The organism is Oricola nitratireducens, assembly GCF_014904745.1.
Classification (GTDB): Bacteria; Pseudomonadota; Alphaproteobacteria; order Rhizobiales; family Rhizobiaceae; genus Oricola; species Oricola nitratireducens.
The window spans coordinates 22,373-46,713 of the sequence record NZ_JACZCS010000052.1; the positions used below are offsets into that span (position 1 = coordinate 22,373).

Annotated in this window: 19 protein-coding genes; 12 read left to right on the forward strand and 7 right to left on the reverse strand. The window is 60.0% G+C overall.

From position 1 onward, the window contains the following. The first annotated feature begins 3 nt into the window (after nt 1–3). From IG169_RS22845 to IG169_RS24395, 6 genes are all read left to right on the forward strand, one after another. A complete protein-coding gene (locus IG169_RS22845; protein ID WP_193178587.1) occupies nt 4–2,031 on the forward strand; it encodes an ABC transporter permease in 2,028 nt (675 codons plus the stop codon). Beyond that, nucleotides 2,028–2,915: a phosphotransferase gene (locus IG169_RS22850; RefSeq protein WP_193178588.1), complete on the forward strand. Its 888-nt coding sequence runs from the start codon at nt 2,028–2,030 to the stop codon at nt 2,913–2,915. Before IG169_RS22845 ends, IG169_RS22850 begins: the two co-directional genes overlap by 4 nt. Beyond that, nucleotides 2,912–5,353, forward strand: a complete 2,442-nt coding sequence (locus IG169_RS22855) for a GcvT family protein (protein WP_193178589.1) — start codon at nt 2,912–2,914, stop codon at nt 5,351–5,353. The genes IG169_RS22850 and IG169_RS22855 overlap by 4 nt, the downstream gene beginning before the upstream one ends. A gap of 2 nt (nt 5,354–5,355) precedes the next feature. After that, nucleotides 5,356–7,776 (forward strand): GcvT family protein, encoded by a 2,421-nt coding sequence (locus IG169_RS22860; protein WP_193178590.1) that lies wholly within the window; start codon nt 5,356–5,358, stop codon nt 7,774–7,776. Continuing rightward, nucleotides 7,773–8,675: a phosphotransferase family protein gene (locus tag IG169_RS22865; RefSeq protein ID WP_193178591.1), complete on the forward strand. Its 903-nt coding sequence runs from the start codon at nt 7,773–7,775 to the stop codon at nt 8,673–8,675. Before IG169_RS22860 ends, IG169_RS22865 begins: the two co-directional genes overlap by 4 nt. Before the next feature lie 606 nt (nt 8,676–9,281). After that, the gene (locus IG169_RS24395; protein WP_193178592.1) at nt 9,282–9,971 is read left to right on the forward strand and encodes a LuxR C-terminal-related transcriptional regulator; all 690 of its coding nucleotides are present in this window, start codon (nt 9,282–9,284) and stop codon (nt 9,969–9,971) included. Nucleotides 9,972–9,989: 18 nt separating this feature from the next. Here the strand turns inward: IG169_RS24395 and IG169_RS22875 are convergent, their stop codons facing one another. Next, nucleotides 9,990–10,481: a hypothetical protein gene (locus IG169_RS22875; RefSeq protein WP_193178593.1), complete on the reverse strand. Its 492-nt coding sequence runs from the start codon at nt 10,479–10,481 to the stop codon at nt 9,990–9,992. 100 nt (nt 10,482–10,581) lie between these two features. After that, nucleotides 10,582–11,268, reverse strand: a complete 687-nt coding sequence (locus tag IG169_RS22880; RefSeq protein WP_246717540.1) for a helix-turn-helix transcriptional regulator — start codon at nt 11,266–11,268, stop codon at nt 10,582–10,584. Between the two features lie 351 nt (nt 11,269–11,619). On the opposite strand from IG169_RS22880, the gene IG169_RS22885 reads away from it, so the two are divergent. The 4 genes from IG169_RS22885 (at nt 11,620) to IG169_RS22900 (ending at nt 15,476) form a co-directional block, all read left to right on the forward strand. Beyond that, on the forward strand, nt 11,620–12,468 hold the full coding sequence (locus IG169_RS22885) for a CsgG/HfaB family protein (protein ID WP_193178595.1): 849 nt from the start codon (nt 11,620–11,622) through the stop codon (nt 12,466–12,468). Beyond that, nucleotides 12,465–13,586 (forward strand): hypothetical protein, encoded by a 1,122-nt coding sequence (locus IG169_RS22890; RefSeq protein WP_193178596.1) that lies wholly within the window; start codon nt 12,465–12,467, stop codon nt 13,584–13,586. Before IG169_RS22885 ends, IG169_RS22890 begins: the two co-directional genes overlap by 4 nt. A gap of 109 nt (nt 13,587–13,695) precedes the next feature. Further along, nucleotides 13,696–14,085: a hypothetical protein gene (locus IG169_RS22895; RefSeq protein ID WP_193178597.1), complete on the forward strand. Its 390-nt coding sequence runs from the start codon at nt 13,696–13,698 to the stop codon at nt 14,083–14,085. A 230-nt stretch (nt 14,086–14,315) separates the two neighbouring features. Beyond that, on the forward strand, nt 14,316–15,476 hold the full coding sequence (locus IG169_RS22900) for an acyltransferase family protein (RefSeq protein WP_193178598.1): 1,161 nt from the start codon (nt 14,316–14,318) through the stop codon (nt 15,474–15,476). A gap of 350 nt (nt 15,477–15,826) precedes the next feature. Here IG169_RS22900 and IG169_RS22905 read toward each other — a convergent pair whose 3' ends face one another. Next, nucleotides 15,827–15,967 (reverse strand): hypothetical protein, encoded by a 141-nt coding sequence (locus tag IG169_RS22905; protein ID WP_193178599.1) that lies wholly within the window; start codon nt 15,965–15,967, stop codon nt 15,827–15,829. A 19-nt stretch (nt 15,968–15,986) separates the two neighbouring features. On the opposite strand from IG169_RS22905, the gene IG169_RS22910 reads away from it, so the two are divergent. Next, entirely contained in the window at nt 15,987–17,093 is a 1,107-nt protein-coding gene (locus IG169_RS22910; RefSeq protein ID WP_193178600.1) for an acyltransferase family protein, read from the forward strand. A gap of 182 nt (nt 17,094–17,275) precedes the next feature. Here IG169_RS22910 and IG169_RS22915 read toward each other — a convergent pair whose 3' ends face one another. Continuing rightward, nucleotides 17,276–18,682, reverse strand: coding sequence for a polysaccharide biosynthesis/export family protein (locus IG169_RS22915; RefSeq protein ID WP_193178601.1), 1,407 nt, complete (start codon nt 18,680–18,682; stop codon nt 17,276–17,278). 14 nt (nt 18,683–18,696) lie between these two features. Then, complete coding sequence (locus IG169_RS22920; RefSeq protein ID WP_193178602.1) at nt 18,697–19,569, reverse strand: glycosyltransferase family 2 protein; 873 nt, start codon at nt 19,567–19,569, stop codon at nt 18,697–18,699. Between the two features lie 327 nt (nt 19,570–19,896). Here IG169_RS22920 and IG169_RS22925 point away from each other — a divergent pair, with 327 nt between their 5' ends. Then, nucleotides 19,897–21,078 carry a glycosyltransferase gene (locus tag IG169_RS22925; RefSeq protein ID WP_343225706.1) on the forward strand — a complete coding sequence of 394 codons (1,182 nt, stop codon included), beginning with the start codon at nt 19,897–19,899 and terminating at the stop codon, nt 21,076–21,078. Here the strand turns inward: IG169_RS22925 and IG169_RS22930 are convergent. Both IG169_RS22930 and IG169_RS22935 read right to left on the reverse strand, forming a co-directional pair. Beyond that, nucleotides 21,029–22,213, reverse strand: a complete 1,185-nt coding sequence (locus IG169_RS22930) for a glycosyltransferase family 4 protein (protein WP_193178603.1) — start codon at nt 22,211–22,213, stop codon at nt 21,029–21,031. The genes IG169_RS22925 and IG169_RS22930 overlap by 50 nt on opposite strands. A gap of 334 nt (nt 22,214–22,547) precedes the next feature. Continuing rightward, nucleotides 22,548–24,074: an oligosaccharide flippase family protein gene (locus tag IG169_RS22935; protein ID WP_193178604.1), complete on the reverse strand. Its 1,527-nt coding sequence runs from the start codon at nt 24,072–24,074 to the stop codon at nt 22,548–22,550. Between the last annotated feature and the right edge of the window lie 267 nt (nt 24,075–24,341).

A 24,341-nucleotide genomic window follows, 5' to 3' on the forward strand; every position in this document is an offset into this window, starting at 1 on the left:
GCGATGACGGATGTGCCCGCAGCCAGCATAGGAAAGCCGCCCGCCTCGGTCATGCGGCACGGCGCGGTCGCGCTTGGCATCGCATTGGCCGTCTTCATTCTCTTCTGGAAGTTCGGCGAGGACCTCGCGCCCTGGGCGTTCGATTACCCGAAGGCTCAGATCGTTCCGGCGGCACGCTGGATCACCCAGTTCACGAAATGGCTGATCAACGACGCGACGTTCGGCCTGTTCACCTTTACCGACCTGACCCGCTTCATCGCGGCCGTCATCAACTTTCCCTATCAGCTTGTGCTCAGCCTGCTGGAGACCGGCGTCATGTCCGGGCGGGGATCAAATGCGGTGCAGTATCTGCCGCCGGTCTCGTGGATCGCGGTGACGGCCATCGTCACCCTGATGGGGCTTTATGCCGGCGGGCGGCGGCTGGCGGTGATCGTGGCGCTTTGCTTCCTTTTTCTTGCGGTGTTCGGGCAATGGTCGAGCGCCATGGTGACGCTCGCCTCGATCCTCGTCGCGGTGCCGCTGGGCGTCGTTGGCGGCTTGCTGCTCGGCATCGGCGCCTATCGCTGGCGCTGGCTGGAGCGGGCGCTTTTGCCGGTCCTCGACCTGATGCAGACGATCCCGGTTTTCGCCTATCTCGTGCCGATCCTGTTCCTGTTCGGCTTCGGGGCTACCGCCGCCGTCGTGGCGACGCTGATCTACGCCATGCCGCCGATGACGCGCGTCACCATGCTGGCGCTGCGCCAGGTGCCGCCGGACGTGCGCGATCTCGGTAACATGATCGGCTGTACCCGCCATCAGATGACCTGGCGCGTGCTGGTGCCCTCGGCCAAGGACAGCCTGCTGGTCGGCATGAACCAGGTGATCATGCTGTCGCTGAACATGGTCATCATCGCCTCGATGATCGGCGCGGGCGGCTTGGGTTTCGACGTCCTCGCCGCATTGCGCCGGCTCGATTTCGGCGCCGGGCTGGAGTCGGGCTTCGCCATCGTCGCGCTTGCCATCGCGCTCGACCGGTTGAGCCAGGCCTTTGCCAACCGCACCGCGAAGCCGGTGCCGGAAACGAAACCGCGCGGTTTCGTCGCGCGCCATCCCTACCTGCTGGCGGCGCTCGTCTTCGTGGTCATAACGGGCGTCGCCGGCCTTTTCTTTCCAGCGATCCAGGCCTATCCGGAAGGCTTGCAGCTATCGACCGGGACATTCTGGTCGCGCGTCGTCGAATGGATCAACGTCAATTTCTTCGACGCGCTGGAAGCGTTCAAGAACGCGCTGCTGCTCAATGTTCTGATCCCCTTCAAGCGCTTCCTGCTCGGACTGCCCTGGGCGGGCGTGGTCGCGTTTCTGGCGGTCGCCGGCTGGGTGCTGCGCGGACCGGGCCTGGCGCTGCTCGTCGCCGGGCTGACCTTCCTCATCGCCGCCACCGGCCAATGGGAAAAGGCGATGATCACGACCTATCTGTGCGGCATTTCCGTGCTGTTCGCCTCGCTGATCGGCGTTCCGATCGGGATCGCGGCAGCGGAAAAAGACCGGTTGTGGCGCGTTGTGCAGGTCGCCATCGATACGCTGCAGACGCTGCCCTCATTCGTCTACCTGATGCCGGCGGTGATGCTGTTCCGCGTCGGCGACTTCACCGCGATGATCGCGGTCGTTGCCTATTCGATCGTCCCCGCGATCCGCTATTCCGTACTCGGTATCCAGCGTGTCGATCCGCGTCTCGTCGAGGCGGGCAAGGCGATGGGCTGCACGGAATGGCAACTGCTGACGCGCATCAAGCTCAAGCTAGCCATGCCGGAGATCATGCTCGGGCTGAACCAGACGATCATGTTCGCGCTGTCGATGCTTGTGATTACCGCGCTGGTCGGGACGCGCGATCTCGGCCAGGAAGTCTATATCGCATTGACAAAGGCCGATCCCGGCCGCGGTCTCGTCGCCGGCCTCGCCGTCGCCTTCATCGCGATCGTCTCCGACCGCCTGATCTCGGCCGGTGCGGCCCGCACCCGCGCCCGGCTCGGGATTGCGGAGGAAGTGCGATGAGTGCCGTCGACCGGATTGCCGCTCTGCCCTGCTGGACGGGCGGCATCGACATGGAGCCACTCACCGGCGGGTTGTCGAACGAGAGCTGGCTGGTTACCGATGGCGCGGGAAAGCATGTGGTGCGCTTCGGAAAGGATTATCCGTTCCACCATGTCATCCGCGAGCGCGAGATTATGGTCGCCCGCGCCGCCCATGCGGCAGGGTTTTCGCCGGAGGTCGAATATGCCGAGCCAGGTATCATGGTCTCGGCCTTCCTCGATGCACGGACCTGGACGGAAGAGGACATGCGCGCCGAACCGGAGCGCATCGCCCGACTGCTTTTCGATTTCCATCACAGGATGCCGGCGGAAGTGTCCGGTCCCGGTTTCATGTTCTGGGTTTTCCACGTCATCCGCGATTATGCGCGTACGCTCGAGAAAGGCGGCAGCGACCATGTGCCGGACCTGCCGCGCTTTCTCGCGCTGGCCGAAGAGCTGGAGGCGGCGCAGGTGCCGTTGCCGATCGTCTTCGGCCACCACGATCTTCTGCCCGGCAACTTTCTCGATGACGGCAAGCGCCTGTGGCTGATCGACTTCGAATATGCCGGCTTTTCCACCGCGATGTTCGATCTCGCCGGTGCGGCGTCGAATTCCGGCATGGACGACACGACGGCGGAAAGACTGCTCACCACCTATTTCGGCAGGGCTTCCGACGAGGCGCTGAAACGCTCCTTCGACGCGATGCAATGCGCCTCGCTGTTGCGCGAGGCGATGTGGGCGATGGTTTCCGACCTGCATCTCAACGCGCCCGGCGTCGATTATGCCGCCTATGCGCGCGAAAACCTCGCGCGGCTCTCCGCCGCGCTCGACCGCTATCACTCCAAACACGGAAAGACCGCATCATGACGCTTCCCCATCAGGCTCAGATCGTCGTCATCGGCGGCGGCATCATCGGGTGCTCGACAGCCTATCATCTGGCGAAGGATCACAAGGCCGATGTGGTGCTGCTGGAGCAGGGGCAGCTTACCTCCGGCTCGACCTGGCATGCGGCCGGTCTCGTCGGGCAGTTGCGCTCGTCGGCCTCGATCACCCGCGTGCTGAAATATTCAGTCGATCTCTACAAGGGGCTCGAAGCAGAGACCGAACTGGCGACCGGCTGGAAGATGACCGGCTGCCTGCGGCTCGCCACAAACGAGGACCGCTGGACCGAATATCGCAGGCTTGCGACGACGGCGCGCAGCTTCGGCATGGAAATGCACCTGCTTTCGCCGGACGAGGTGAAGGCGATGTGGCCGCTGATGGACACGTCCGACCTCGTCGGCGCGAGTTGGCTGCCGACCGACGGGCAGGCGAGCCCGTCCGACATCACCCAGTCGCTTGCCAAGGGCGCGCGCATGCATGGCGCGAAAATCCACGAGAATGTGCGCGTCACCGGTTTCGCGATGGACGGCAACCGGATCGTGAGCGTGAAGACGAATCTGGGTGACATCGCCTGCGAGAAGGTCGTCAATTGCGCCGGACAGTGGGCGCGCCAGGTCGGCGACATGGTCGGCATCAACGTGCCGCTGCAGCCGGTCAAGCACCAGTATATCATCACCGAGAAGATCCCCGGGCTTTCCGCCGATGCGCCGACGATCCGCGATCCCGACAGGCGAACGTATTTCAAGGAGGAGGTCGGCGGCCTCGTCATGGGCGGTTACGAACCGAACCCGCAGCCCTGGACGACGGGCGACGTCCCCAATGACTGGGAGTTCCGGCTGTTCGACGACGATTTCGATCATTTCGAGCAGCACATGGAACAGGCAATGGCGCGCATTCCCGCGCTTGCCGAGGCCGGCGTCAAGCAGATGATCAACGGGCCGGAGAGCTTCACGCCGGACGGCAATTTCATCCTCGGCACCGCGCCGGAATGTTCGAACATGTATGTCGGCGCCGGTTTCAACGCCTTCGGCATCGCGGCAGGCGGCGGCGCCGGCTGGGTGCTTGCCGAGTGGACCATCTCGGGCGAGGCGCCGCTCGACCTCTGGGTGGTCGACATCCGCCGTTTCTCGGAGATGCATCGCGACCGGCAATGGGTCTGCGACCGGACGCTGGAAGCCTATGGCAAACACTACACGATCGGCTTTCCGCATGAGGAATACGAGAGCGGCCGCCCGCGCATCGTCTCGCCGCTCTACGAACGCCTGAAGGCGCATCGCGCGGTGTTCGGTTCGAAGCTCGGCTGGGAGCGGCCGAACTGGTTCGCGCCCGTGGGCATGGAGGCGCAGGATGTCTATTCCATGGGCCGGCAAAACTGGTTCGGTCCGGTCGGTGAGGAACATGCGCATGTGCGCGAGAAGGTCGGCATTTTCGATCAGTCCTCCTTCGCCAAATACGAACTGACCGGTCCCGACGCAATGAAGGCGCTCGACTGGATTTGCGCCAACGATGTCTCGAAACCTGCCGGGCGGCTGACCTACACGCAATTGCTGAACAGCCGCGGCGGTATCGAAGCCGACCTGACGGTGGCCCGGATCGCCGAGGACCGGTTCTATATCGTCACCGGCACCGGCTTCCGCACGCATGACCTTGCCTGGATCGCTGACCACATTCCGAACGGGTGCGATGCGACGCTCACGGATATCACCGAGGAGTGGGGCACGCTGTCGTTGATGGGACCGAAGGCGCGCGACGTACTGGCCAAGGTGACGGACGCGGATGTCTCCAACGAAGGTTTTCGGTTCGGCCATGTCCGCGAGATCGAGATCGCCGGGCACACGGCGCGGGCGCTGCGTGTCACCTATGTTGGCGAGCTTGGCTGGGAGTTGCATGTGCCGATCGGCGCGACCGGCGAGATCTTCGATGCGCTAATGGTGGCGGGAAAGGCGGAGGGCATCCGCCCGATCGGCTATCGGGCGCTGGAAAGCCTGAGGCTGGAGAAAGGCTACCGTGCCTGGTCGTCCGACATTACGCCGAACGACACGCCGTTCGAGGCCGGCCTCGGATGGGCCGTCAAGCTGAGGAAAAACACGGATTTCATGGGCCGCAAGGCGCTGGAGGCGAAGGCCGGGAAGCCGCTGTCCAAGCGGCTTGCGGGCTTCACGCTGGACGACCCGGACGTGGTGCTGGTCGGTCGCGAGACGATTCTTCGTGACGGCGAGACCGTCGGTTACCTGACCTCCGGCGGTTACGGCTACACGATCGGCAAGAGTGTCGGCTACGGCTATGTGCGCAATTCCGATGGCGTCAGCGATGACTTCCTCGTTTCCGGCTCCTACGAACTCGTCGTCGCCAATGAGCGTGTCCCGGCGAAAATCGGCATGGAGCCCTTTTTCGATCCCTCCAATTCCCGGGTGAAGGCCTGATCATGACATTTGCTGCCGACCGCCATGCGCGCATCGTCATCATCGGGGCAGGCGCCATCGGCTGCTCGCTCGCCTACCATCTTGCCCGCGCCGGCGAAAAAGACGTGCTCGTGCTTGAAAAGGCACAGATCACGCATGGCTGCACGTGGCATGCGGCAGGGCTTGTCGGCCAGTTGCGCGGCAAGAAATCGCTGACCCAGCTGATGCAGAATTCCGTCGCCGTGTTCGACCGGCTGGAGGGTGAGACCGGCCAGGCAACCGACTGGAAGAAGGTCGGTTCGCTGCGGCTGGCCTCGAGCGAGGACCGCTGGAGTGAAATCCGCCGTTCCATGCAGCTTGCCAAGAGCTTCGGCTTCGAGTGCCACAGCCTGGGCGCGGCGGAAGCGCGCGACAGGTTTCCCTTCATCGATCCCGACGGCGTGGTCGGCGCGGCCTTCATTCCGTCGGACGGCTATATCGATCCCTATGCGGTGACGCAGGCGTTTGCCTATGCCGCGCGGCAGAACGGCGCGAAGATCGAGGAGGGCGTGTGCGTCGAGGAGATCGTCGTCGAGAACCGGAGGGCCGTCGGTGTGGTGACGGACCATGGCACGATCGGCTGCGACATCCTCGTCAACTGCGCCGGGCTCTGGGCAAAACGGATCGGGGAGATGGCCGGTGTGGCGCTCGCCGCCGGCGTCGTCGAGCACCAGTATTTCGTCACCGAGAAGGGGCTGGAATATCCCGACGACCTGCCGACGTTGCGTGATCCGGACAAGAATTTTTACCTGAAGCCGGATGTCGGCGGGGCGTTCGCCATAGGCGGCTGGGAAGACGGCACCGAAGGCTGCTGGGAGCAGCGCGCGCCGTTTGACTTCGGCCGCCAGCTCTTCCCGGCCAATATGGATCGGCTGGAACTGTTCGCGCTGCCGGCCGCCGAGCGTCTGCCGGTGCTGAACGAGATCGGTATCCGCACCGTGATCAACGGACCGATTCCAGTCTCCGCTGACGGCGAACCGATCATGGGCTTGGCCCCGGAGCTCGACAATTTCTTCGTCGCCTGCGGCTTCACAGCCGGTATTGCCGCATCCGGCGGGGCTGGCGAGGCGATGGCCAACTGGATTATGCATGGCGATCCCGGGCTCGATCTCTGGCCGTTCGATGTTCGGCGTTTCGGCGCGCCTCATTCCCAGGCGCACTATCTGCAGGAACGCGCGATCGAGGCCTATGGCGCTTACTACAAGATCCATTGGCCGGGCGAAGAGCCGGATGCCGGGCGTGGGCTCAGGCGCTCGCCACTGCACGTGGCACTTGCGGCAAATGGTGCGCAATTCGGCTCGAAATTCGGCTGGGAGCGGCCAAACTGGTTCGCGGTGCCCGGAACGACCTCGATCGAGACGCCGAGCTTTGAGGGCAAGCCCGGCTGGTTTGATGCCGTCGGCGAAGAAACCAAAGCGATCCGCGAGCGGGTGGCGCTGATCGACCAGACCTCGTTTTCGAAATTCGAGATCTCTGGTCCGGGCGCACAGGATGCGCTGAACGCGATTGCCGCCGGCGATCTCTCCGGCGCGCCGGGCAGGGCGGTCTACACCCAGCTCTGCAACGAGAAGGGCGGTGTCGAGGCCGATGTGACGCTAATCCATGTTAATTCTGACTGTTTCATGCTGGTGACCGGCTCCGGCTTCGGCGTGCGTGACTCGGCCTGGGTGCGCAGGCATCTGCCCGACGGCGTCGCGATGCGCGAGTTGACGAACAGCCATGCCGTCATCAACATCTGCGGGCCGAAGGCGCGCGAGGTTCTGCAGTCGGTCACGGTTGACGATGTGTCGAACGCGGCGTTTCCGTTCCTGGCGGCCCGAACGATCGAAATCGGTCTTGCGACGGCGCTGGCGGTGCGCATCGGCTATGTCGGCGAACTGGGTTTCGAACTCTACGTGCCGCAGGAATATGCTGCCCATGTCTACGAGACGCTGAAGGCGGCGGGCGAGCCGCACGGCATCGCCGACGCGGGCTACCGCGCCATCGAGAGCTGCCGGTTGGAGAAAGGTTACCTTTATTGGTCCGCCGACGTGACGCCGGAGACCACGCCGTTCGAGGCCGGGCTCGGTTTCGCCGTGGCGCTCGACAAGGGCGATTTCATCGGCCGCGAGGCATTGCGTGCGGCCAAGGCGGAAGGTGCGAAACGCCGGCTCGTCACCTTTACCGTGGACGGCTTCGCGCCGTTCCTTGGCGGTGAGACTGTGCTGTTCGATGGCAAGTCGGTGGGCTCGCTGTCGAGCGCCGGATACGGTCATCACCTCGGCAAGACGATCGGCTTCGGCTATCTGCCGGTCGAGATCGCCGGCGCCGACGGTTTCACGATCGAGGCTTTCGGCAAGGCCTATGACGCGGCGCCCGGCCCGCGCTGCCTGTACGACGCGAAAATGGAGAGGCTGAAGGCATGACGGACGGACTTGACGAGGCAAGGAAAGTCATCGCGGGCATCCCGATCCTGTCGAATGCGGGAGAGCCGCAACGGCTCGGCGGACTGACCAACCTCGTTTTCCGGATCGGCGACTACTGCCTGCGCATTCCGGGCAAGGGCACTGAGGAATACATCGATCGTGCCAATGAGGCGGTCGCGGCCAAAGAAGCGGCCAGGGCCGGCGTCAGTCCGGAGATGCTGCATTTCGATCCGGAGACCGGCGTGATGGTCACGCGCTTCATAGAAGGTGCCGCGACTATGACGGCGGAGGGCTTCAAGGCGCGCGACGGCGCGCCTGCACGCGCGGGCGAGGCGTTCCGACGGCTGCATCTGTCCGGCGCGCAGTTTCCGTTTCGCTTCGAATTGTTCTCGATGATCGACGATTATCTCGGCATCCTTTCGACCAAGAATGTCGCGCTACCGGATGGCTATCACGATGTGGTCAAGGAAGCCGAAGCGGTTCGCAAAGCGCTGGCTGCCAATCCCGTCCCGCTCGCCGCCTGCCACTGCGATCCGCTGTGCGAGAATTTCCTCGATACCGATGAACGCATGTGGATCGTCGACTGGGAATATTCCGGCATGAACGATCCGATGTGGGATCTTGGCGACCTCTCTGTCGAGGGCGGTTTCGATGCCGCCCAGGACGAAGAAATGCTGACCGCCTATTTTGGCGGCGAAGCGTCGCCGCATGATCGTGGCCGGATGGTGATCTACAAGGCGATGTGCGACCTTCTATGGACGCTGTGGGGGCTGATCCAGCTTGCCAACGACAATCCGGCCGACGATTTTCGCGTCTATGCGGACGGGCGTTTCGCGCGCTGCAAAGCGTTGATGGCGACGCCGGATTTCGCCGGACACCTGAAGGCAGTGGGAGGCTGACTTCATTTTCCGGCGATCTTTGTTCGCACGCGTCACGGGCAAATTTCTGAAGCGCTGAATCCGCTAACACCACCAAAAGCGGTAGGTTCCGGAAAAAACCATTTGCGTTCGAGACTTAGACGGAAAGCGCCGTAAACATGGTGATTTGATTTAAATTTTATCATTGCGAGCGCCGGCAAACTTTGGCAGTTTGACGTAGAGGAAGTCTAACCGGAAAAACCAGGATATTTGCCGCGGGATGCCCACAGGGGCTTGCTTCGGGCGGTTGGCTTTTTCAGGAGGGGAAAATCGGGATCGGGCTGCAAAGCTGCACGCAATCCAAATAAAACAATCTCCTGCTGTTCATGCGCGCTCTTGAAGTAGAGTCCGCGTCGGCGTGCTGATGTCTGCCATTATACTATTTCTATCAAAATACTTATCCACAGAGTTGTTGCCAATTGGCAACAAATGCTTCCCGAGATGATGTCTTTTTCATTCGTCGATAGGAAATCCATTCCCGCCATACTAGGCTGGAATCTTACTAATATAGATTAATATCAGTCGCAGAGGCTTTAATAGATATCCGATCGCAGGCTTGGGGCACAGAGCTAAGGGTGGGGAAGTGACGTGACCAGGACATGCCTTGTAAGCGAGAGCAATCTCTTTCGAGCCGGTCTCAAACATATACTGGCCGAATCCGAATTCGATGTCGCCTTTGAAGCAGGCTCATTGTGCGAACTGGATTTCGACGAGATTTGTGGGAATGGCGCCGAATCCTGCGAAACGCTTGTGCTGGTGCGCAAGCCGCCGGACATCAGAACCATCGAACCCGAAATTGTGCAGTTGAAGCAGAAGCTGACGGATTGCCGGACGGTTATACTCGCCGGGACCCTTGCCACCGAGCAAATGGCGATCAGCTTCGCAGCCGGCGCCGACGGATATCTGCTCGAGGAGATCTCCAGCGAAGCGTTACTGGAGTCGCTGACGCTCGTGATGCTTGGCGAGAAAGTCTTTCCAAGCCGCCTTGCCGCCATGCTCTCGGGCGCATCGCACGCGGCATCGCCCAGCCAGGCTCAATCCATGCCGCTTATCGATAATGACCTGCTGTCGCGACGCGAACTGGAAGTCGTGCGTCGACTGGCAGGCGGCATGTCGAACAAGCTTATCGCCAGGGAGTTGGAAATCTCAGAGGCGACGGTAAAAGTTCACCTGAAAAGCATCCTGAAGAAGCTGGGCGTAACCAATCGGACCCAGGCCGCCATCTGGGCGCTCAACAAGGGCGTGACCGCGCTACCGCAGGTCGTCAGGTTTCAGTGAGCCCGGACGGACCGTCGCTCACCAATAAACCATATCGGTCCATACATCGACCGAGCTTCTGGAGCTAGCAGAGGAACCGCCGAAGACCTGGTTGGTCCAGGCGCTCACGGTATCGGTCGAACTGACGCTCACGTCGAACGAAACGTCGTTGTCACGGGAACCGAAGAAATAGGGATTGAAGGCTCCGGCTTGCCACCCCGTGTCGGCGGTGATGCTCCTGCCGCGATAGCTCGGGATAATTTCGCCGCCCGGCGTCGTCACGATCGCGAGTTCTCCGGGCGCTTTCGAAACGCCCAGAAGGCGGCCGTCCGGGCTCTTGAGGAGTACATCCGGTGTCGATCCGAACAGCTTCTGATTCATGATAGCCTGTTTGCCCGCGACGCTCATACCGGCACCCTGGCCGGGCGAGCCGAATGAATACGGCTTGTTGCTCATTTGCGCCGAAGCGGCGGTGGGCAGCAGGAAAACGGCACTCAGAAGCAGGCAGGCTTTAAAAGTCTTACCGGTCATGGAAAGGGCCTTTTTGCAGACAAAACGATAGTGTTACCACCAAAGGGTAGCACCGTTTCCGTACCACAAATGACCCGGTTCGTGTGACTAATCTGCCCGATTAACTCTCCTTGCGTGTTGGCCCGTCGAAAGGGGTATCCAGTGCCGGATCGTCCGCCAGGAAGGCCGCCGCGAACAATCCGGCGTCGGTCCGGTTGCGGAATCCGAAATGATCGATGATCTGGCGGACGCGTTCCTTGACGTTTGAAACCGTGAGGTTCAGCCGGCTGGCGATCTGGCTGTTGGCGCTGCCGCGGCTCAATTCGACCAGGACCATGCGCTCCCGGTCCTGCAGATCGTTGAGGATCGACAGCTTCTCGTTGACGCAGACATGGCCCAGATCGGCGGGACTGACGATCAGTCCGAGCCGGTATCTGCTGAGTCTGATAATGCTGGGCAGCCGGTGGAGATTCCTGTCGGCAACGGCAAAAGTGTCAGCGGCCATAAGGCTCTGGCGCTGCAAAGGCAGCTCGTCATAATCGAGGATGAGGACGACCGGAATGCGCCGCGACATGTCGGGCCGCAGCTGGCAGCGGTAGTTATGGAACCGCTCCGTGTCCGCCAGGACGCAATAATAATCGCCGCCTGGCCAGTGGCCGGTTTCATTTTGCATCTTCGTGAATCTGATCAGGGCGTAGGAACTCGAACTCAGGGTTCGGCGAATCTCGTCGGTCAGGCCGTCATCCTCAACGGCCATTCCGATCAGTTTTCGATCGGCTGAATCGGCTAATGCATCGTTCGTCGCCATGCCCTGCACCTTCTCGTTCCGGTCATCCGAAACCCGCCAATCACGTCCGTGGTTGAACGAACCCGATGATAGGCGTTCCGACGCCGGATGCAGATAACCAAGGCATCTAAAATCATAGTTATTACGGAGTACCCCTGATTTTCTCTTTATAGCCAATAAGTCAAAAATACCTCCAAAACAATAACTCCTATTGGTTGTTACTATACTTAATATCCAATCCATATACAGAATAGTGACACATCCGCGAAAAGCGGACGGTATGATTTGCCTGCAAAAGAAAAGAAAAAGTATTCAATGCCGTGAGCCGAAAGGTTTGACGGACAAATGAAGCGAGTAGCGAAGGATGGGATCATGCGCTACGTATCTCTAGCAGGCACCGCGCTTGCCGCCATGATGATCGGCGGATGCGCGTCCATACCGCCGGACTACAGTTCGGCCGGCGTCAAGGCTCTGACCAGTTACGCCGTTACCAACAACGAGACCCCCTACAGCCAGTGCCTGGAGGAGCTGAACCGCTTCCAGGTCGAAAAGAAGCCGGTGTTTTCGGTCGGTGAAATCGCCGACAAGACCGGCCAGTGGGATCCGGACAATAACGGGCATGCGCTCAGCCAGGGCGCGTCCGAAATGGTCATGAGCGCGTTCTACAAGACGGGCAAGGCGCATCTCGTCGAGCGCCTCGACCTGCGCATCCCGCTCGCGGAGGTCAAGCTGGCGGAGCAGAAGCGCCTGTCGCGCAGCTCGCAGCAATACGGAAAGCTTCCCGCCAGCGATTTCATCGTCGTCGGCGCCCTGACCGAGCTCAACTACAATATCGTCTCGGGCGGCGCCCGCGTCTTCGTGCAGGGCATCGGCGGCGGCGCGCGCTCGGTGATCATCAATGTCGCGATGGATCTGCGCGTAATCGACGCGCGCAACTTCGCGATCCGCTACGTAACCAGCCTGCAAAAGCAGATCCTCGGTTACGAGGTCGAAGCCAATGTCTTCAAATTCTTCGGGAATACGCTCGTCGAGCTCGACGCCGGCGCGATTCGCAATGAACCGCTCCAGCTTGGCGTGCGTTCCGTCGCTGAGATGGCCGTTTACCAGATCATGACGGACTTCCTCGGTCTCCCCAAAACAGATCACTGCAAACTCGTGGAGACCGACCACCAGGCGTCACAACTGAGCAAGCTCGAAAAACCTAAAGGAGAGCAATCATGAGTATCAGGAAAACAGGGCTTTGGGCGGCTACAGCCGCGGCCGCTCTGATGGCGATGCCGCCGACCGCGGCCTTCGCGTTCGACGAAGTCGACTGGAACTGGGACAAGGATGTCAAAGAAAAGGTCAATATCAACATCGACATCGCCAATCAACTCGTTCCAACCGGCATTGTCGAAATCGAGAAACTCCAGGCGCATTTCGGCGACATCAAGGCCACGTCGACGATTGACGGCGTGACCAATAATCCGCCCGGTGTGACGAGTGACGGCGAGCCATACACCATCGAAGCTGATGTCGGAGGCAATATCCAATGGGAAGACGGAGGCCCTCCTGAATTGAATCCCGTGACAGGTGGCAGCTATAGCCCGGACAATTCGGATGTTGTGGTCACTCCCCTCGACGGCGGAAATGCTGATGAGGCAAACGATGAGGCCGACTTCGGATTCCACGTCGCTGTAACAGTCACGCCGGAAAACCTGCCGGGCATTCAGGACGCGCGTGATCTGCCCTCGGTTGAAAACGCCGCCACGGCGGTCGCCAACAACCAGAGCATAACGAGCGCTTCGGGCGTTTATCTGCATGATGGGCAGTTCGCTGCCGGTGACTTCAATGCGCTCGATTGCGGGGATCCAAACAGTACTGATGGAGGGGCTAGTGCGGGTTGCGCCGATGCGTTCCTCGGTGGTGCCGAGCTGATCGCCGGTGTCGACGGCGAACTCGACGGCACGAATGTCCACACCACGCTGGCGGCTCTCGCCACGCTTGGGGCGGCAACCGGCTTCCTCACGCCGGCGGAAGTCAAGGCGAATGCAACCGTCTACGACATCCTGAATGCAACCGTCGACAATTCGGCGACGGCCGTCACCAACAACATGGCGGTCGAGATCAACGCGGCGAATGCGGCTGATGCCACGATGATCGCCGACATCACGCAGTGGGGTTACGCGAATGTAACGGCGACAGCGTTGCTGGATTCGTGTCATGGCGGGTGCGACAATCCGGCGGTCACGATCGACAACTATGCCAATCTTCGCAAGATTGACGGTCCGATCGTCAGCAACACTGCAACAGCAGTGGGCAACAACCTGAGCATCAAGGTCAATGCACCTGATACCTAATCGCTGTCGTCTGACGACGGCTTAGGCAAGTCAAATGCTTGAGTTGCAAGCCCTCATTGGGGAGGCGGCCCCATCCCGCCTCCCCATACCGAAACCGGAGACGAGTGACATGACGAGAATTTTGAAAACGACGCTGGTCTGCCTGGGTGTCTTCGGCATTGCCGCACCGGCCAGCGCGCAAATGAGCGAAAAGGCCTGGGACTTCAAGAACCAGACGAACCGCGCCGCCATCGCGTCCCTGATCTACCAGGTCGACAATGGGCAGATGGATGGATCATCCGCGGCCGGAACCGGCTCGGCCAACGCCTGCGGCGGCGGCGGAACGTCCACCGCGACAGGCAACTACACCTGCATCATCGTCAACAACTCCACCGCGATGATCGACGCTCTGCAGGATTCGACGGGCGATCAGACCTCAACCGCGGATTCGGACGTGGCCGTGAGCACCTCCGGGGACGAGTCGGGACTTTCCTCGGTGCTGAAAGACCTGACGGACTAGACGGCTGGTCCCGTCGCTACGTGGTGAGGGCGCTGACAATTATCCGCCTCAAACAACTACCGCGCTCGGCAACCGGCCGCCGGGCGCATCGCTTCCCGAGCGGGCCGGAACCGATTTGGTGACCGCACCCTAGTCTTTTAGTCAGGTTCTTCTTCACAGACATTTCGACTACTTAGGCAGTAGCATTCTTTGATGCATCAACCCTGTCCGCCCCGCGGTGGAAAACGCTCATGAAGCATGCCCGGGTAGATTCTATCGACGGCCTGCGTGCGATTGCGATGACCATGGTCGTCGCCTTTCACTGCAATTTGCTTCCGGTCGGCTGGACGGGAGTCTGGCTGTTCTTCGTGATTTCGGGCTATGTGATCTCCCGAAACTTTCTTCAACGCGAATATGTCAATCATACGCCCGCGCTTCAGTACGGAAACTTTATGCGGCGGAGGTTTTTTCGGATCGTTCCGGTCTATTTCGCCTATCTGGTTGTGGGGATTTTTTCCCTGCGATTGTTAGACAGGCCCGATCTTTTGAGCGGATTACCGTATCTTCTGACATTTACATATAATTGGGGGCTGATATCGGAATTCGCTCGCGGGATCGATGTATGGGACTCCTTTGGTCATCTCTGGACCCTGAGTGTCGAAGAGCAGTTCTATCTGTTTTATCCATTGCTGTTTCTGTTTCTGCCGCGAAAGACATACACCAATCTCATCATTGCGCTTGTGATCGCCGGGCCGCTTGTCAGGCTCGTCTATTCGCTTTGGCTTTCGAATTTTACCGACATATCCGGCTGGAACGCGTATTTCGCCGTTTACGCTGCGTCCTTCGCGCAGTTTGACGCGTTCCTGACCGGGTGCCTCGTGGCCAATTTCGAAGACGACATCCTGCAGCGGACGTGGTTCGCATATGCCCTTCTGGCCTTTGCCGTGGCCGCCGCCGCCGCCTATGTCTTCGTCTATTGGATGATCGACAGGGGGCAAGTCGGCGAAACGGGCGGCCGGGTTCATCTCGCCGCGATCATCGGCACGGGGATCTACGGGCAGTTTCGGGAAGTCTTCATTTATTCGGTCGTCAACCTTCTGTCGGTCGCAGTGCTTATCTTCGCGATCCTCAAGAAGCCGTTCACGCGTCCGCTTGCCTGGGGGCCGATTGCTCTTGTGGGACGGATTTCCTACGGCGGCTACCTTTTTCATGCGTTCATAATCTGGTTTATCGGTTTTGCTGTCGCCGGCGACGTGGTGAGGAACCTGCCGCTCGTTGATCGGGTAACGTGGTTTTTCGTCACCTGGCTGGCGACTGTTGCAATCGCGTACTGCTCATTTACGTGGTTCGAGAAACCGGTGATGAACTGGTCACGCAGGAAAGAGACGGAAGCCGTGCGCTATGCGAGTTGAGCCGTGCTCGCATGTCGGTGACGGTTCGCGGATGGCGTCCGACCGACTGGAAAATAGAGGTTATCAGCGGGGCGGATGGCGCCGGTGAGTAAAAAGAGCGCCGGCTAATCCAGGGCGGTTTCTACGCCGTCGGCTGTTCCTTCCGCCGGCATCGATCCAGCGATCATTCGAGGCACCGGCTTCCATATCCCGGCCCCGCCCTTTTGCATCCGCATCCAGATTTCCGACGAACGGGAGGATATGCGGTTCGAAATTCAACCGCCCGGTCCACCAAAGTGTCGTCTTTCGCGCACTTCCGGATGACCGTAGACTTGAAGCCGTGAAATTCCGTCTGTCTGTCCATCAAGGCTTTATGCTGATGGAGGCGCCAGGGAAGGCGTCGAGCCGGAGCGGCCGGCCTTTCGAGAGGTCGATTCGGAGAATTTCGGGCGCGGATCGAGGTCGTCGACCACTTCCAGCGCGGTTTTGAGCGGCGCGGCTTCGGGAAACATGCGCAACAGAGGCGTTCTTATGAACAAGAGCCTTTCGATCTATCTGGATATCTTAAGGTTCGGCGCGGCCCTTGCCGTCTTTATCGGCCATTCGCGGGGATTCATTCTGCCATCGATACCCGGTTTCGCCGCGTCGCATGCGCTGGAGGCCGTTGCGATCTTCTTCGTGTTGTCCGGTTTTGTCATCCAGTATGTTCTTCTGGAGAAGGATAAAACCTGGAAATCCTATGTTGTCGCGAGGTTATCGCGCATATATTCCGTTGTTCCCGTCGCGCTGTTGGCGACATTCGTGGTGGACAAGATCGGAAGTCACGTAAATCCGGGCTATTACGAAACCGTCCCGTTTTATTCGGAAGCCAGTTTCCTCTCTCTGTCGGGAGCGTTGGCTTTCGTAAACGAATTGTGGTTCGCGCACGGCGTGTTCGGCTCGAACGAAGCGTATTGGTCCCTGGGATTTGAAGTTCCGTATTATGTCCTCGCCGGACTGTTGACCTTCCTTCCACGTCGCCGTGCCCTGCCGGCGGCATGCGTTTTTGCGCTGATCCTCGGACCAAAGATCATGCTCTATTCCGCGATCTGGTTCCTCGGGGCGGCCACTTACAGGATGGTTTCGTCGCCGAGGTTTTCCTTGTCCTGGCCGGCGGGAATATTGCTCTTTTTGTTTTCCATTCTTCTCTATGTGCTCATCAGGTTCGGCTTGAACGATCTCAAGCAGGGAATGTACGCTTGGACCGGTGTGGAAAGGACGCTGCTATCTGCGATTTATTTTTTCTGCGTCGGGATCGCGGTGGCGATCAACATCCTTGCATTCAGCCGGATCGTAAGGGCAATCGATCTTTCGATGAAAAGCATCGAAAGCCCGATACGCTGGTTGGCCGGAGCAACGTTCACGATCTACCTGACGCATGAACCGCTCCTTATCGCGTTCAGAGCGTTGTCAAACGGCGTCCCTCCATCTCCGGCCACCGGTTTGGCCGGTATGATTGCGATCTTCTGCCTATGCCTGGTTCTCGCGGAACTTGGAGAGCGGCGAAAAAACCTATATCGGAACTGGATATCGCGCTTGCTGATCCACATCCAGGATATTGCCGGACTCGGTGGCCGCTGGAAGTCGCCGGCACCCTGACAAATCCGGATGCGCGGTCAGGCTTGAGGATGGCACTCGCACATTCGGGCGATCGGCTCCAATCCGTTCAGGCAACGGGGAGGGGAGTGTTGTGCCAGAAGAGGGGGAGCTTCTGCGCAGCCGTCCACGGTGCCGTTCCCTACAAGGCGAGAGCCGGTTTCGTCGGTGGCGGTAGCGGCGGTTTAGCGAAGGTTCGATTGCGGAACTCGCGTTTCCATGTCGTAGGTCAGGTCGCTGCCGGTGGTGCGTCCGGTCCCCTGAAGGCCCGGATTGTCGGTTTCGAGCGGGATCTTGATCTCGAGCACGTCGCCGGGATGTACCGGTTCGGCTTCTCCGGCCACGAATTTCTTCGACACACCGCCGTCGCCGGCGCGTACAATTGTGTAGACCGGAGCGATACTGTCTCCTGAGCCGAGCCGAGCCGCCGCCTGGGGCGCCAGGCTTTCGGATTCGCGAAGGAGCTGGACGGTCGTCGAAGATTTCTGGGCGAGTTCCTCAAGCTGCGACTGCGTATCGCGAAGCTGGGCCCTGACCTCGTTTTTACGGTCTATCTGCAGCTCGAGAATGGATATCTCGGTACGGCTTTTTTCTTGCCGCGCCCGCATCAGGCTGGTTTCCGCGGACAACCGGTCGCTTTGGGCGTTCACCAGCGAACGTTCGACTTCCATCTTGCGCGTTTCGGCGGCGAACCCTTTCTTGACCAAGGCTGAAACGTTTTCCATTTCCTTCTGTGACAAGGCGACCTGGCGATCCTGGAATTCCAGATGCGCCTCAAGCGATGCTGAGGATTTGCCGAGGAAGTCTCTCAGTTCTTCCAAGGCCCTGACCTGCGTTTCCAGTCCTTGCCGGCGGGCGTCGAAAATGGACCGCTCCTGATCCATCAGGACCGCGATGTCGTGATCGTCGGACCTTTCGGCGAGTTCAGGCGGGAAGGTGATGGTGTCCGCTCCCTTCAATTCGGTCTCCAACCGCGCCTTCCTGGCCAGCAGACCTGCGCGAGTCACGTGCTGAAGCGCCAGTTCGCCGCGGCCGGATATAACTTCGCGCTCCATTCTGGAAGCCTGGTCTCCCTTTCTCAATCCGCCGCCAATACTGACCGCCTGAAGCACGTTCAATCCGGGCCGATACGGATATTCGCCCGGCTTTTCGACGTCTCCGACGATGTAAAACGGCCTGAACTGAACGATTTCGGCGGATACGTCCGGGCTCCGCCCCAATCCCATGCGCTGCATCAGTTGAATGCTTACATTTTCGGCCAGTTTGGTCGGCGACAGACCGGCAGCGACAACCTTGCCGGCAAACGGCAGGGACAGCGTGCCGTCGGCCCCGACGGTAAAGTCATCGTTGAGGGCCTTCCACTCGAAGATTTCGTCGCGGCTTGCACGCCATTCGTAGATTTTCAGCCGGACCTTGTCCTGCGGTCCGAGAAGGTACTCATCGGCTTTTGCCGCGGATGTTAGGCAAATGGCTGCAAGAGCCAGGAGAACAAGGAACGAGAAGACATGAAAACCGACCGCACCCGAGCGGTCCTTCAGTGTTCGGGCGATCGGTCGGCCGGGCTTCGAGTTCTTGTTCAGTGCCGGAGACATATGTCTTCTTCCCATCATAGCTCGGAAATATATTCGGGCGCCACGCGGCCTCTGGCCAGGTGCAGCAAACCGAGCAGGTTTCCACGCAGACGTCCGCGCCGGTCGACATAGCTTTCCGGCTTGAGGCTGCGCACCAGATTGGCGGTCAGATTACGCGCGATCTGCGGTAAAAGGTAGTTCGCCGGCACGGTTCCCTTCCTGATCAGGTAGATCGGATTGATCACCTGCGAGTAGCCGAACCGTTCGCCGCTGACGCGGCCCGATTTCACGCCGAGATGAACGCCGAGGATGTCGTTGACCCGAACCACGCGGCCGCGGCTGCGCAACTGGCTGGTGAAATCGGTGTCTTCCTGCCAGCCATAGAGCACCAGACGTTCGTCAAACCGAAGCGACTGCACCATGCCCAAGCGCATCGACATGTTGCATCCGTAAGCGCCGATGCGATCCTCAACCAGGAGCCGGGGCGGTTTCGTGCCTCGCGCGTCGTTGAGCGCCTGAAGACCTTGCCACCAGGTCAATCCCTCGGTCGTCGCGCCGTCCTTGACCACGCGTCCCGTTATGACCGCCCAGTCCGGATTGGCCGCAAACCCCTCCGCAATGCGCTGAAGATAATTGTCCGCCGGAATGAAATCGTCGTCGAAAAACGTGATGATGTCGAAGCGGCCATCGACATAATCGAGGCCGGCATTGCGTTGAATCGTCAGTCCAACATTGCCGAGTACTGTCGTCACCGGAAAGCTGAACGCGCCGAGATCGCCGATGTGAGAAGAATCCGGGGCGGATATCACGACTTCGTCAGGCAGCCGGCTCTGTCCCTCCAAATGCGACAGGAGGGGAAGGATTTGTTCCTTGCGTCCCAATGTTGCGATAACAACGACAAGCTTCATATGGTAACGTCCATAGGCAGTTAGGCGCCGCGCCAAGGCGGCGGGCGCCGGATGTCCGAGATCTTGATCAAGACTATCATCTCCGCGTGTCCCGGCAGCCTAGCAATATGAGCGGCTCCGGACGCCTTTCTACGATTGACGGTGTAGTTCGGATATCGTTGGGGGTAATCATCTCCGCAGTAAGGCGTAGCCTCGCGCGGCGGCGCGCCGCGACTACCCCTGAAAGCGCTCTTGCGACCGCAGCCCGTTCAAAAGCACTTTGCTTCGACAGACACCGGGGTGGAATGCGGAGGCACTGTGCTCAATACCGTTCCCAACAAGCTTCATATCGCGCCGGCGGAGGACCCCCGCGCGCTGCATCTTCCCGATCGTTCGGCGAAGGTGGCAATCGTTCACGACTGGTGCCCGGACTTCAGGGGCGGGGAACGGGTGTTGGCACGGATCAGCGCGCTGTTTCCGAACGCCGAGATCTTCACGATCTTCGATTTTCTGCCCAAGGAGATCAAGGAAGAGTTCTTCAAGGATGTCGCGTTCCACACCTCGTTCGCAAACAAGTTCCCCTTTGTACAAAAATACTACAGGTCGCTGTTTTTCCTCGGTCCCTTCCTGATCGAGCAGTTCGATGTCACCGACTACGACTTCGTGATTTCGTCATCGGCTGCCTTCTCACGGGGCGTCCTGACACGCCCTGACCAGCCGCATATGTGTTACGTGCACAGCCCGGTCCGTTATGCCTGGGACGAACAGTTTTCCTATCTGCAGCAGGCGCGGCTCGGTTTCGGTCCGAAGGGCATGTTGTTCCGCTACATGCTGCACAACATGCGGATGTGGGACACCCGAACCGCCCACGGCCCCGACATGATGATCGCGAACTCGAATTTCGTCCGGTCGCGCATCAGGAACATCTACGGCCGCAACGCCGAGGTCATTCATCCGCCGGTTGCCTGCAGCGAATTCGAATGCGTCACGGACAAGGACGATTATTATGTGTCGGCCTGTTTCCTGGCGCCCTACAAGCGCACCGACCTCGTAGTCCGGGCATTCAACGAAATGCCCGACAAGAAGCTGATCGTCATCGGCGGTGGCCCGCAAGCGAAGGAGCTTCGTTCCATCGCCGGCCCCAATATCGAGTTCGCCGGCCATCTGTCGCGCAGCGACTATATCCGCACGCTCTCGCATGCGCGGGCGATGGTATTCGCCGGTTGCGAGGATTTCGGAATTGCCATGGCCGAAGCGCAGGCCGGAGGAACGCCGCTGCTAGCGTTCGGTCGTGGCGGGGCCCGCGATATCGTCCGCCCGCTTGGCGCGGCCGACGATCCCACGGGCATCCTGTTCAACCGTCAATCGGTCGAAGCGGTCCGGGACGTCGTCGGATTGTTCGAGCGGGACAGGGATCTGATCAGACCGGAAGCCTGCAGCGCGAACGCCGCCAGGTTCTCCGAGGAGCGCTTCGACCAGGCTATTCTGAGAAGCGCCGGATCTGTTCAAGCGGCGTTTGCCGACTACTAGGCTGGACGGAAACGGCCGCGGCGATCTTCTCGGGCGGCGGGATCTCGACGCCGTCCATCTGCGCCATCAGATCGAGATACCGGCGTGCCGTCGCGCTCCATCTGTAGCGGCGCGTCCTCGCCCATCCCCGCATGATCATCTGTTCGCGCAGGCCGGTTTCCCGGCGCAGGCGCATGAAATGCTCAAGCCATTCCTCAGGATTGTAAGGGGAGGCATACAGGGCGGCGTCGCCGCAGACTTCGGGCATGCTCGCCGTATCGGAGACGACCACTGGACATCCGATCGCCATCGCTTCCAGCGGCGGCAACCCGAAGCCTTCGACGAAGGAAGGAAATGCCAGACACAGTGAATCGCGCAGCAGCGCGGCAAACTCGTCGTCGGTGACCCTGCCAAGCCAACTCACATTGGGTGCCCCGGTGTTCAGGTCGCTGTTGTTGTAAACATGCATGTCGATATTGCCGATGACGGCGATCCGGAAACCTGCGCCGCTCAGCTTCCGAGCCATGCCGAGGATCAGGCCGACATTCTTGTGCGGTATGTTGCTGCCCATCAGCACGATCGTATCCGGTCCGGCCGCCGCCCTTGTCGCATCGGAATGGGTTGGCTGCCAGCTAAGGGCATGTTCGTGCCCGTTCGGGGCGACTAGTACCTTGCCGCGTTTGCAGATCCCGTAGCGGTCCAGATCGCCGGCAGAATGGTTCGAGACGGTGGCGATCGCTTGCGCCGACCTGCCCAGGGCCGGCAGCAGCAGGTGGTAGAAGCTCCGGAAGGCGAAAGAATAGCTGTGCGGATAGTTCCGCGTATTGACGTCATGGATGCAGACGATCTGCTTCTTTTTGGCCAGCGGACCCGTGTTGCACAGGCTGATGAGGCCGCCGCGGGCATAGAACGGAAGCGCGAACTGTTCCCATCCATGACCGCTTGATGTGCCGACGGTGCGGGTATGAATGGTTTTCAGGGGGAGCTGGCTCCGCGCGTTCGGTGGCGCCAGCAATTCGACCACGAGATCGTCTCCATGCTTCGGTTGTTCGCTCAACAGGCTGTCCAGAGCCTGGATGACTTCTCGGGCATAGCGCTGGACGCCGCTCGTCGGTTGGCCCAGGAATCTCCCGTTGATTGCCCAATATCGTTCCATTGAAATCCATCGAAGTAACCGACGGGCAAAATGGCCGTCGCGCAGTATATTCACCGCAAGATTTTATAGCATGCGCCGGTGAAGCAGAAAGGTTCGACCAACAGCGACAGCGCTACGACTTTTGAAACAGCTACTCCCTGTCATCCCCCATTCGCCGGTCGGGGGAGGTTGGGAATGCGGCCCGCTACGTCAAAGGAATGACAAGCGCTTCGACTGACCGGGATTGTCGCCTGGTCCAATCCTGCGGTCGGGGGCGAAGCACAGGCAGCGCGGCGCCGTTGCGGAAGAAGGCGCGATACTGCTTGAACGGGCTCTTGTCGTCGCGAGCCGGCAATCAACGGGTCCCTGAGCGACTAACTGAAATCCGCCTGAGCAAAAGACTTCCGATCGGGCCTCTCCGCGGAAGGTGTCGCGCGATTGGCATTGTGCCGATATGTGCGAGAAGGTTATCCAACTCCAGGGCTATCCGATGCCGCGTAAGCCACAATGCGCAAAGCCAGCCGATACCAGCGAGAGCTGTGGCGACAATCATTTCGCCGATTCCAAGCTTGAACGATGCCTCGATGGTTGCCGAATATAGCAACGGTCCGGCAATCGTTGCGATGGTAACGAAGCCGCTGCGCCACATAGCCGCCGCGATTTCTTCCCGGCCGATCGATAGCCGGCGACAGGAGAACAGCATCGAAACAACTCCCCGGAAGGGGAGCAGAAATATCATGCTCAAAGCCGTTGCCATCAGGCCTCCGCTCAGTGCAGCGACGGTAATCACCGTTGCCGTTACCGGAAACACGATCAACGCACGGATGAAGAGGTCTCGAACCGCGCCGACTGCCATGAGAGCGGGATCATCCAAAACCGCATTAAAGGACAGGACCGAAGCAACGGCAAAAATCCGAACCGGACCTACAGCGTCCACCCACTGGGAACCCAGCATGATGTCAACAGCTGGATAGGCAAGGATCGCAAGAACGAGCAACGCCGGCCACTGCAGTGCCGTGACAATTTCGAGGGTCGTGAGATAGGCCTCTTTCACGCTTCTGCCCTCCCGTGACTCCGTCGCGAATACAGGCAAAACAACAGGCTTGGCTCCGCCGATGAAAACCTTTTCCGGAAACTGGCCGATTATGAAGGCACGGTTGTACATCGCTGCGGCGGCGGGAGACGCGACCTTGCCGAGCAGGGCGTAGGGAAGATGCTCAGTCAGCAAATTGAGTACGACGGAAACGCCATTGTAGCCGCCGAAGCGGATTATCGCCGCCGCGCGTTTGAGTGATGGCTTGAACATCCAGAGGTGAGGACGGAACCAGATCGCCAGCGTGCCCGCAACCACGGAAGCCGCAAGCCAACCCCATGCAAAACTCATGTAACTGAAGCCGTGCAACGCCAGCGTGACGGTCGTCACGGATGCGGTGACGGCAAGTGTCGTGTTGATGACCGCGACTCTTCCGAAAGCCATTTCCCGGCGCAATAGCGCGATGACAAATGTGGAGACGGTATCGAGCAGGAGGCAGACGGACATGACCCGGAGATAGTGGGTGAGACCGGGCTGCCCGAACAATTTCGCGAGTGGAGATGCGGTAACGGCGAGGACAAGCACGATGATCAGCGTCAGGACTTGAATGACGCTGAATGCTGCCCGGATATCCTCAGGGTCCAATTCGTGCTGCTGGATCACGAAGGAGGAGCTCGCGAATTCCCTTAACGCCATTGCAATGCCAATGACGGACAGTCCGATCACGGAAACGCCAATTTCGGCGGGCGTGAGAATTCTGGAGACGATTGCAAGCGTTACAAAATTGAAGACTATGGTCAGATAGCGGTCACCGGTGCTCAATATCAGCGCGCGCTTCACGATGGCCATGACCACTCCAAATACCCGTAATGTCGACGTTTTTTCGACGACTGTGCCTAACCTCCCTTTCCAAGTTGTTCCGGAAATTCCCTCCGCCGTCATCCTCCACGATTGTCGGTTACGGCCCCTCTAAAGAGGTAGAAGCGTTTGGGGGCATGAAAGAATGCGAGGTGATGGCGGCGGAGCCCGGCAGGGCTTCATACAACGCGACGCATATGCATAGTCCCACCGGATCCAAAGCGGAATTCCTAGGCGCCCGGCGCCGGAGCGGATAGC

Bases quoted from the DNA above. Each gene is read 5' to 3' on its own strand.
- IG169_RS22845 (WP_193178587.1), top strand. From the start codon at position 4: ATGACGGATGTGCCCGCAGCCAGCATAGGAAAGCCGCCCGCCTCGGTC.
- IG169_RS22930 (WP_193178603.1), bottom strand. From the start codon at position 22,213: ATGGAACGATATTGGGCAATCAACGGGAGATTCCTGGGCCAACCGACG.
- IG169_RS22880 (WP_246717540.1), bottom strand. From the start codon at position 11,268: ATGGCGACGAACGATGCATTAGCCGATTCAGCCGATCGAAAACTGATC.
- IG169_RS22920 (WP_193178602.1), bottom strand. From the start codon at position 19,569: ATGAAGCTTGTCGTTGTTATCGCAACATTGGGACGCAAGGAACAAATC.
- IG169_RS22890 (WP_193178596.1), top strand. From the start codon at position 12,465: ATGAGTATCAGGAAAACAGGGCTTTGGGCGGCTACAGCCGCGGCCGCT.
- IG169_RS22860 (WP_193178590.1), top strand. From the start codon at position 5,356: ATGACATTTGCTGCCGACCGCCATGCGCGCATCGTCATCATCGGGGCA.
- IG169_RS22875 (WP_193178593.1), bottom strand. From the start codon at position 10,481: ATGACCGGTAAGACTTTTAAAGCCTGCCTGCTTCTGAGTGCCGTTTTC.
- IG169_RS22895 (WP_193178597.1), top strand. From the start codon at position 13,696: ATGACGAGAATTTTGAAAACGACGCTGGTCTGCCTGGGTGTCTTCGGC.
- IG169_RS22910 (WP_193178600.1), top strand. From the start codon at position 15,987: ATGAACAAGAGCCTTTCGATCTATCTGGATATCTTAAGGTTCGGCGCG.
- IG169_RS22885 (WP_193178595.1), top strand. From the start codon at position 11,620: ATGCGCTACGTATCTCTAGCAGGCACCGCGCTTGCCGCCATGATGATC.
- IG169_RS22915 (WP_193178601.1), bottom strand. From the start codon at position 18,682: ATGTCTCCGGCACTGAACAAGAACTCGAAGCCCGGCCGACCGATCGCC.
- IG169_RS22855 (WP_193178589.1), top strand. From the start codon at position 2,912: ATGACGCTTCCCCATCAGGCTCAGATCGTCGTCATCGGCGGCGGCATC.
- IG169_RS22865 (WP_193178591.1), top strand. From the start codon at position 7,773: ATGACGGACGGACTTGACGAGGCAAGGAAAGTCATCGCGGGCATCCCG.
- IG169_RS22850 (WP_193178588.1), top strand. From the start codon at position 2,028: ATGAGTGCCGTCGACCGGATTGCCGCTCTGCCCTGCTGGACGGGCGGC.
- IG169_RS22935 (WP_193178604.1), bottom strand. From the start codon at position 24,074: ATGGCCATCGTGAAGCGCGCGCTGATATTGAGCACCGGTGACCGCTAT.
- IG169_RS22900 (WP_193178598.1), top strand. From the start codon at position 14,316: ATGAAGCATGCCCGGGTAGATTCTATCGACGGCCTGCGTGCGATTGCG.
- IG169_RS22905 (WP_193178599.1), bottom strand. From the start codon at position 15,967: ATGTTTCCCGAAGCCGCGCCGCTCAAAACCGCGCTGGAAGTGGTCGAC.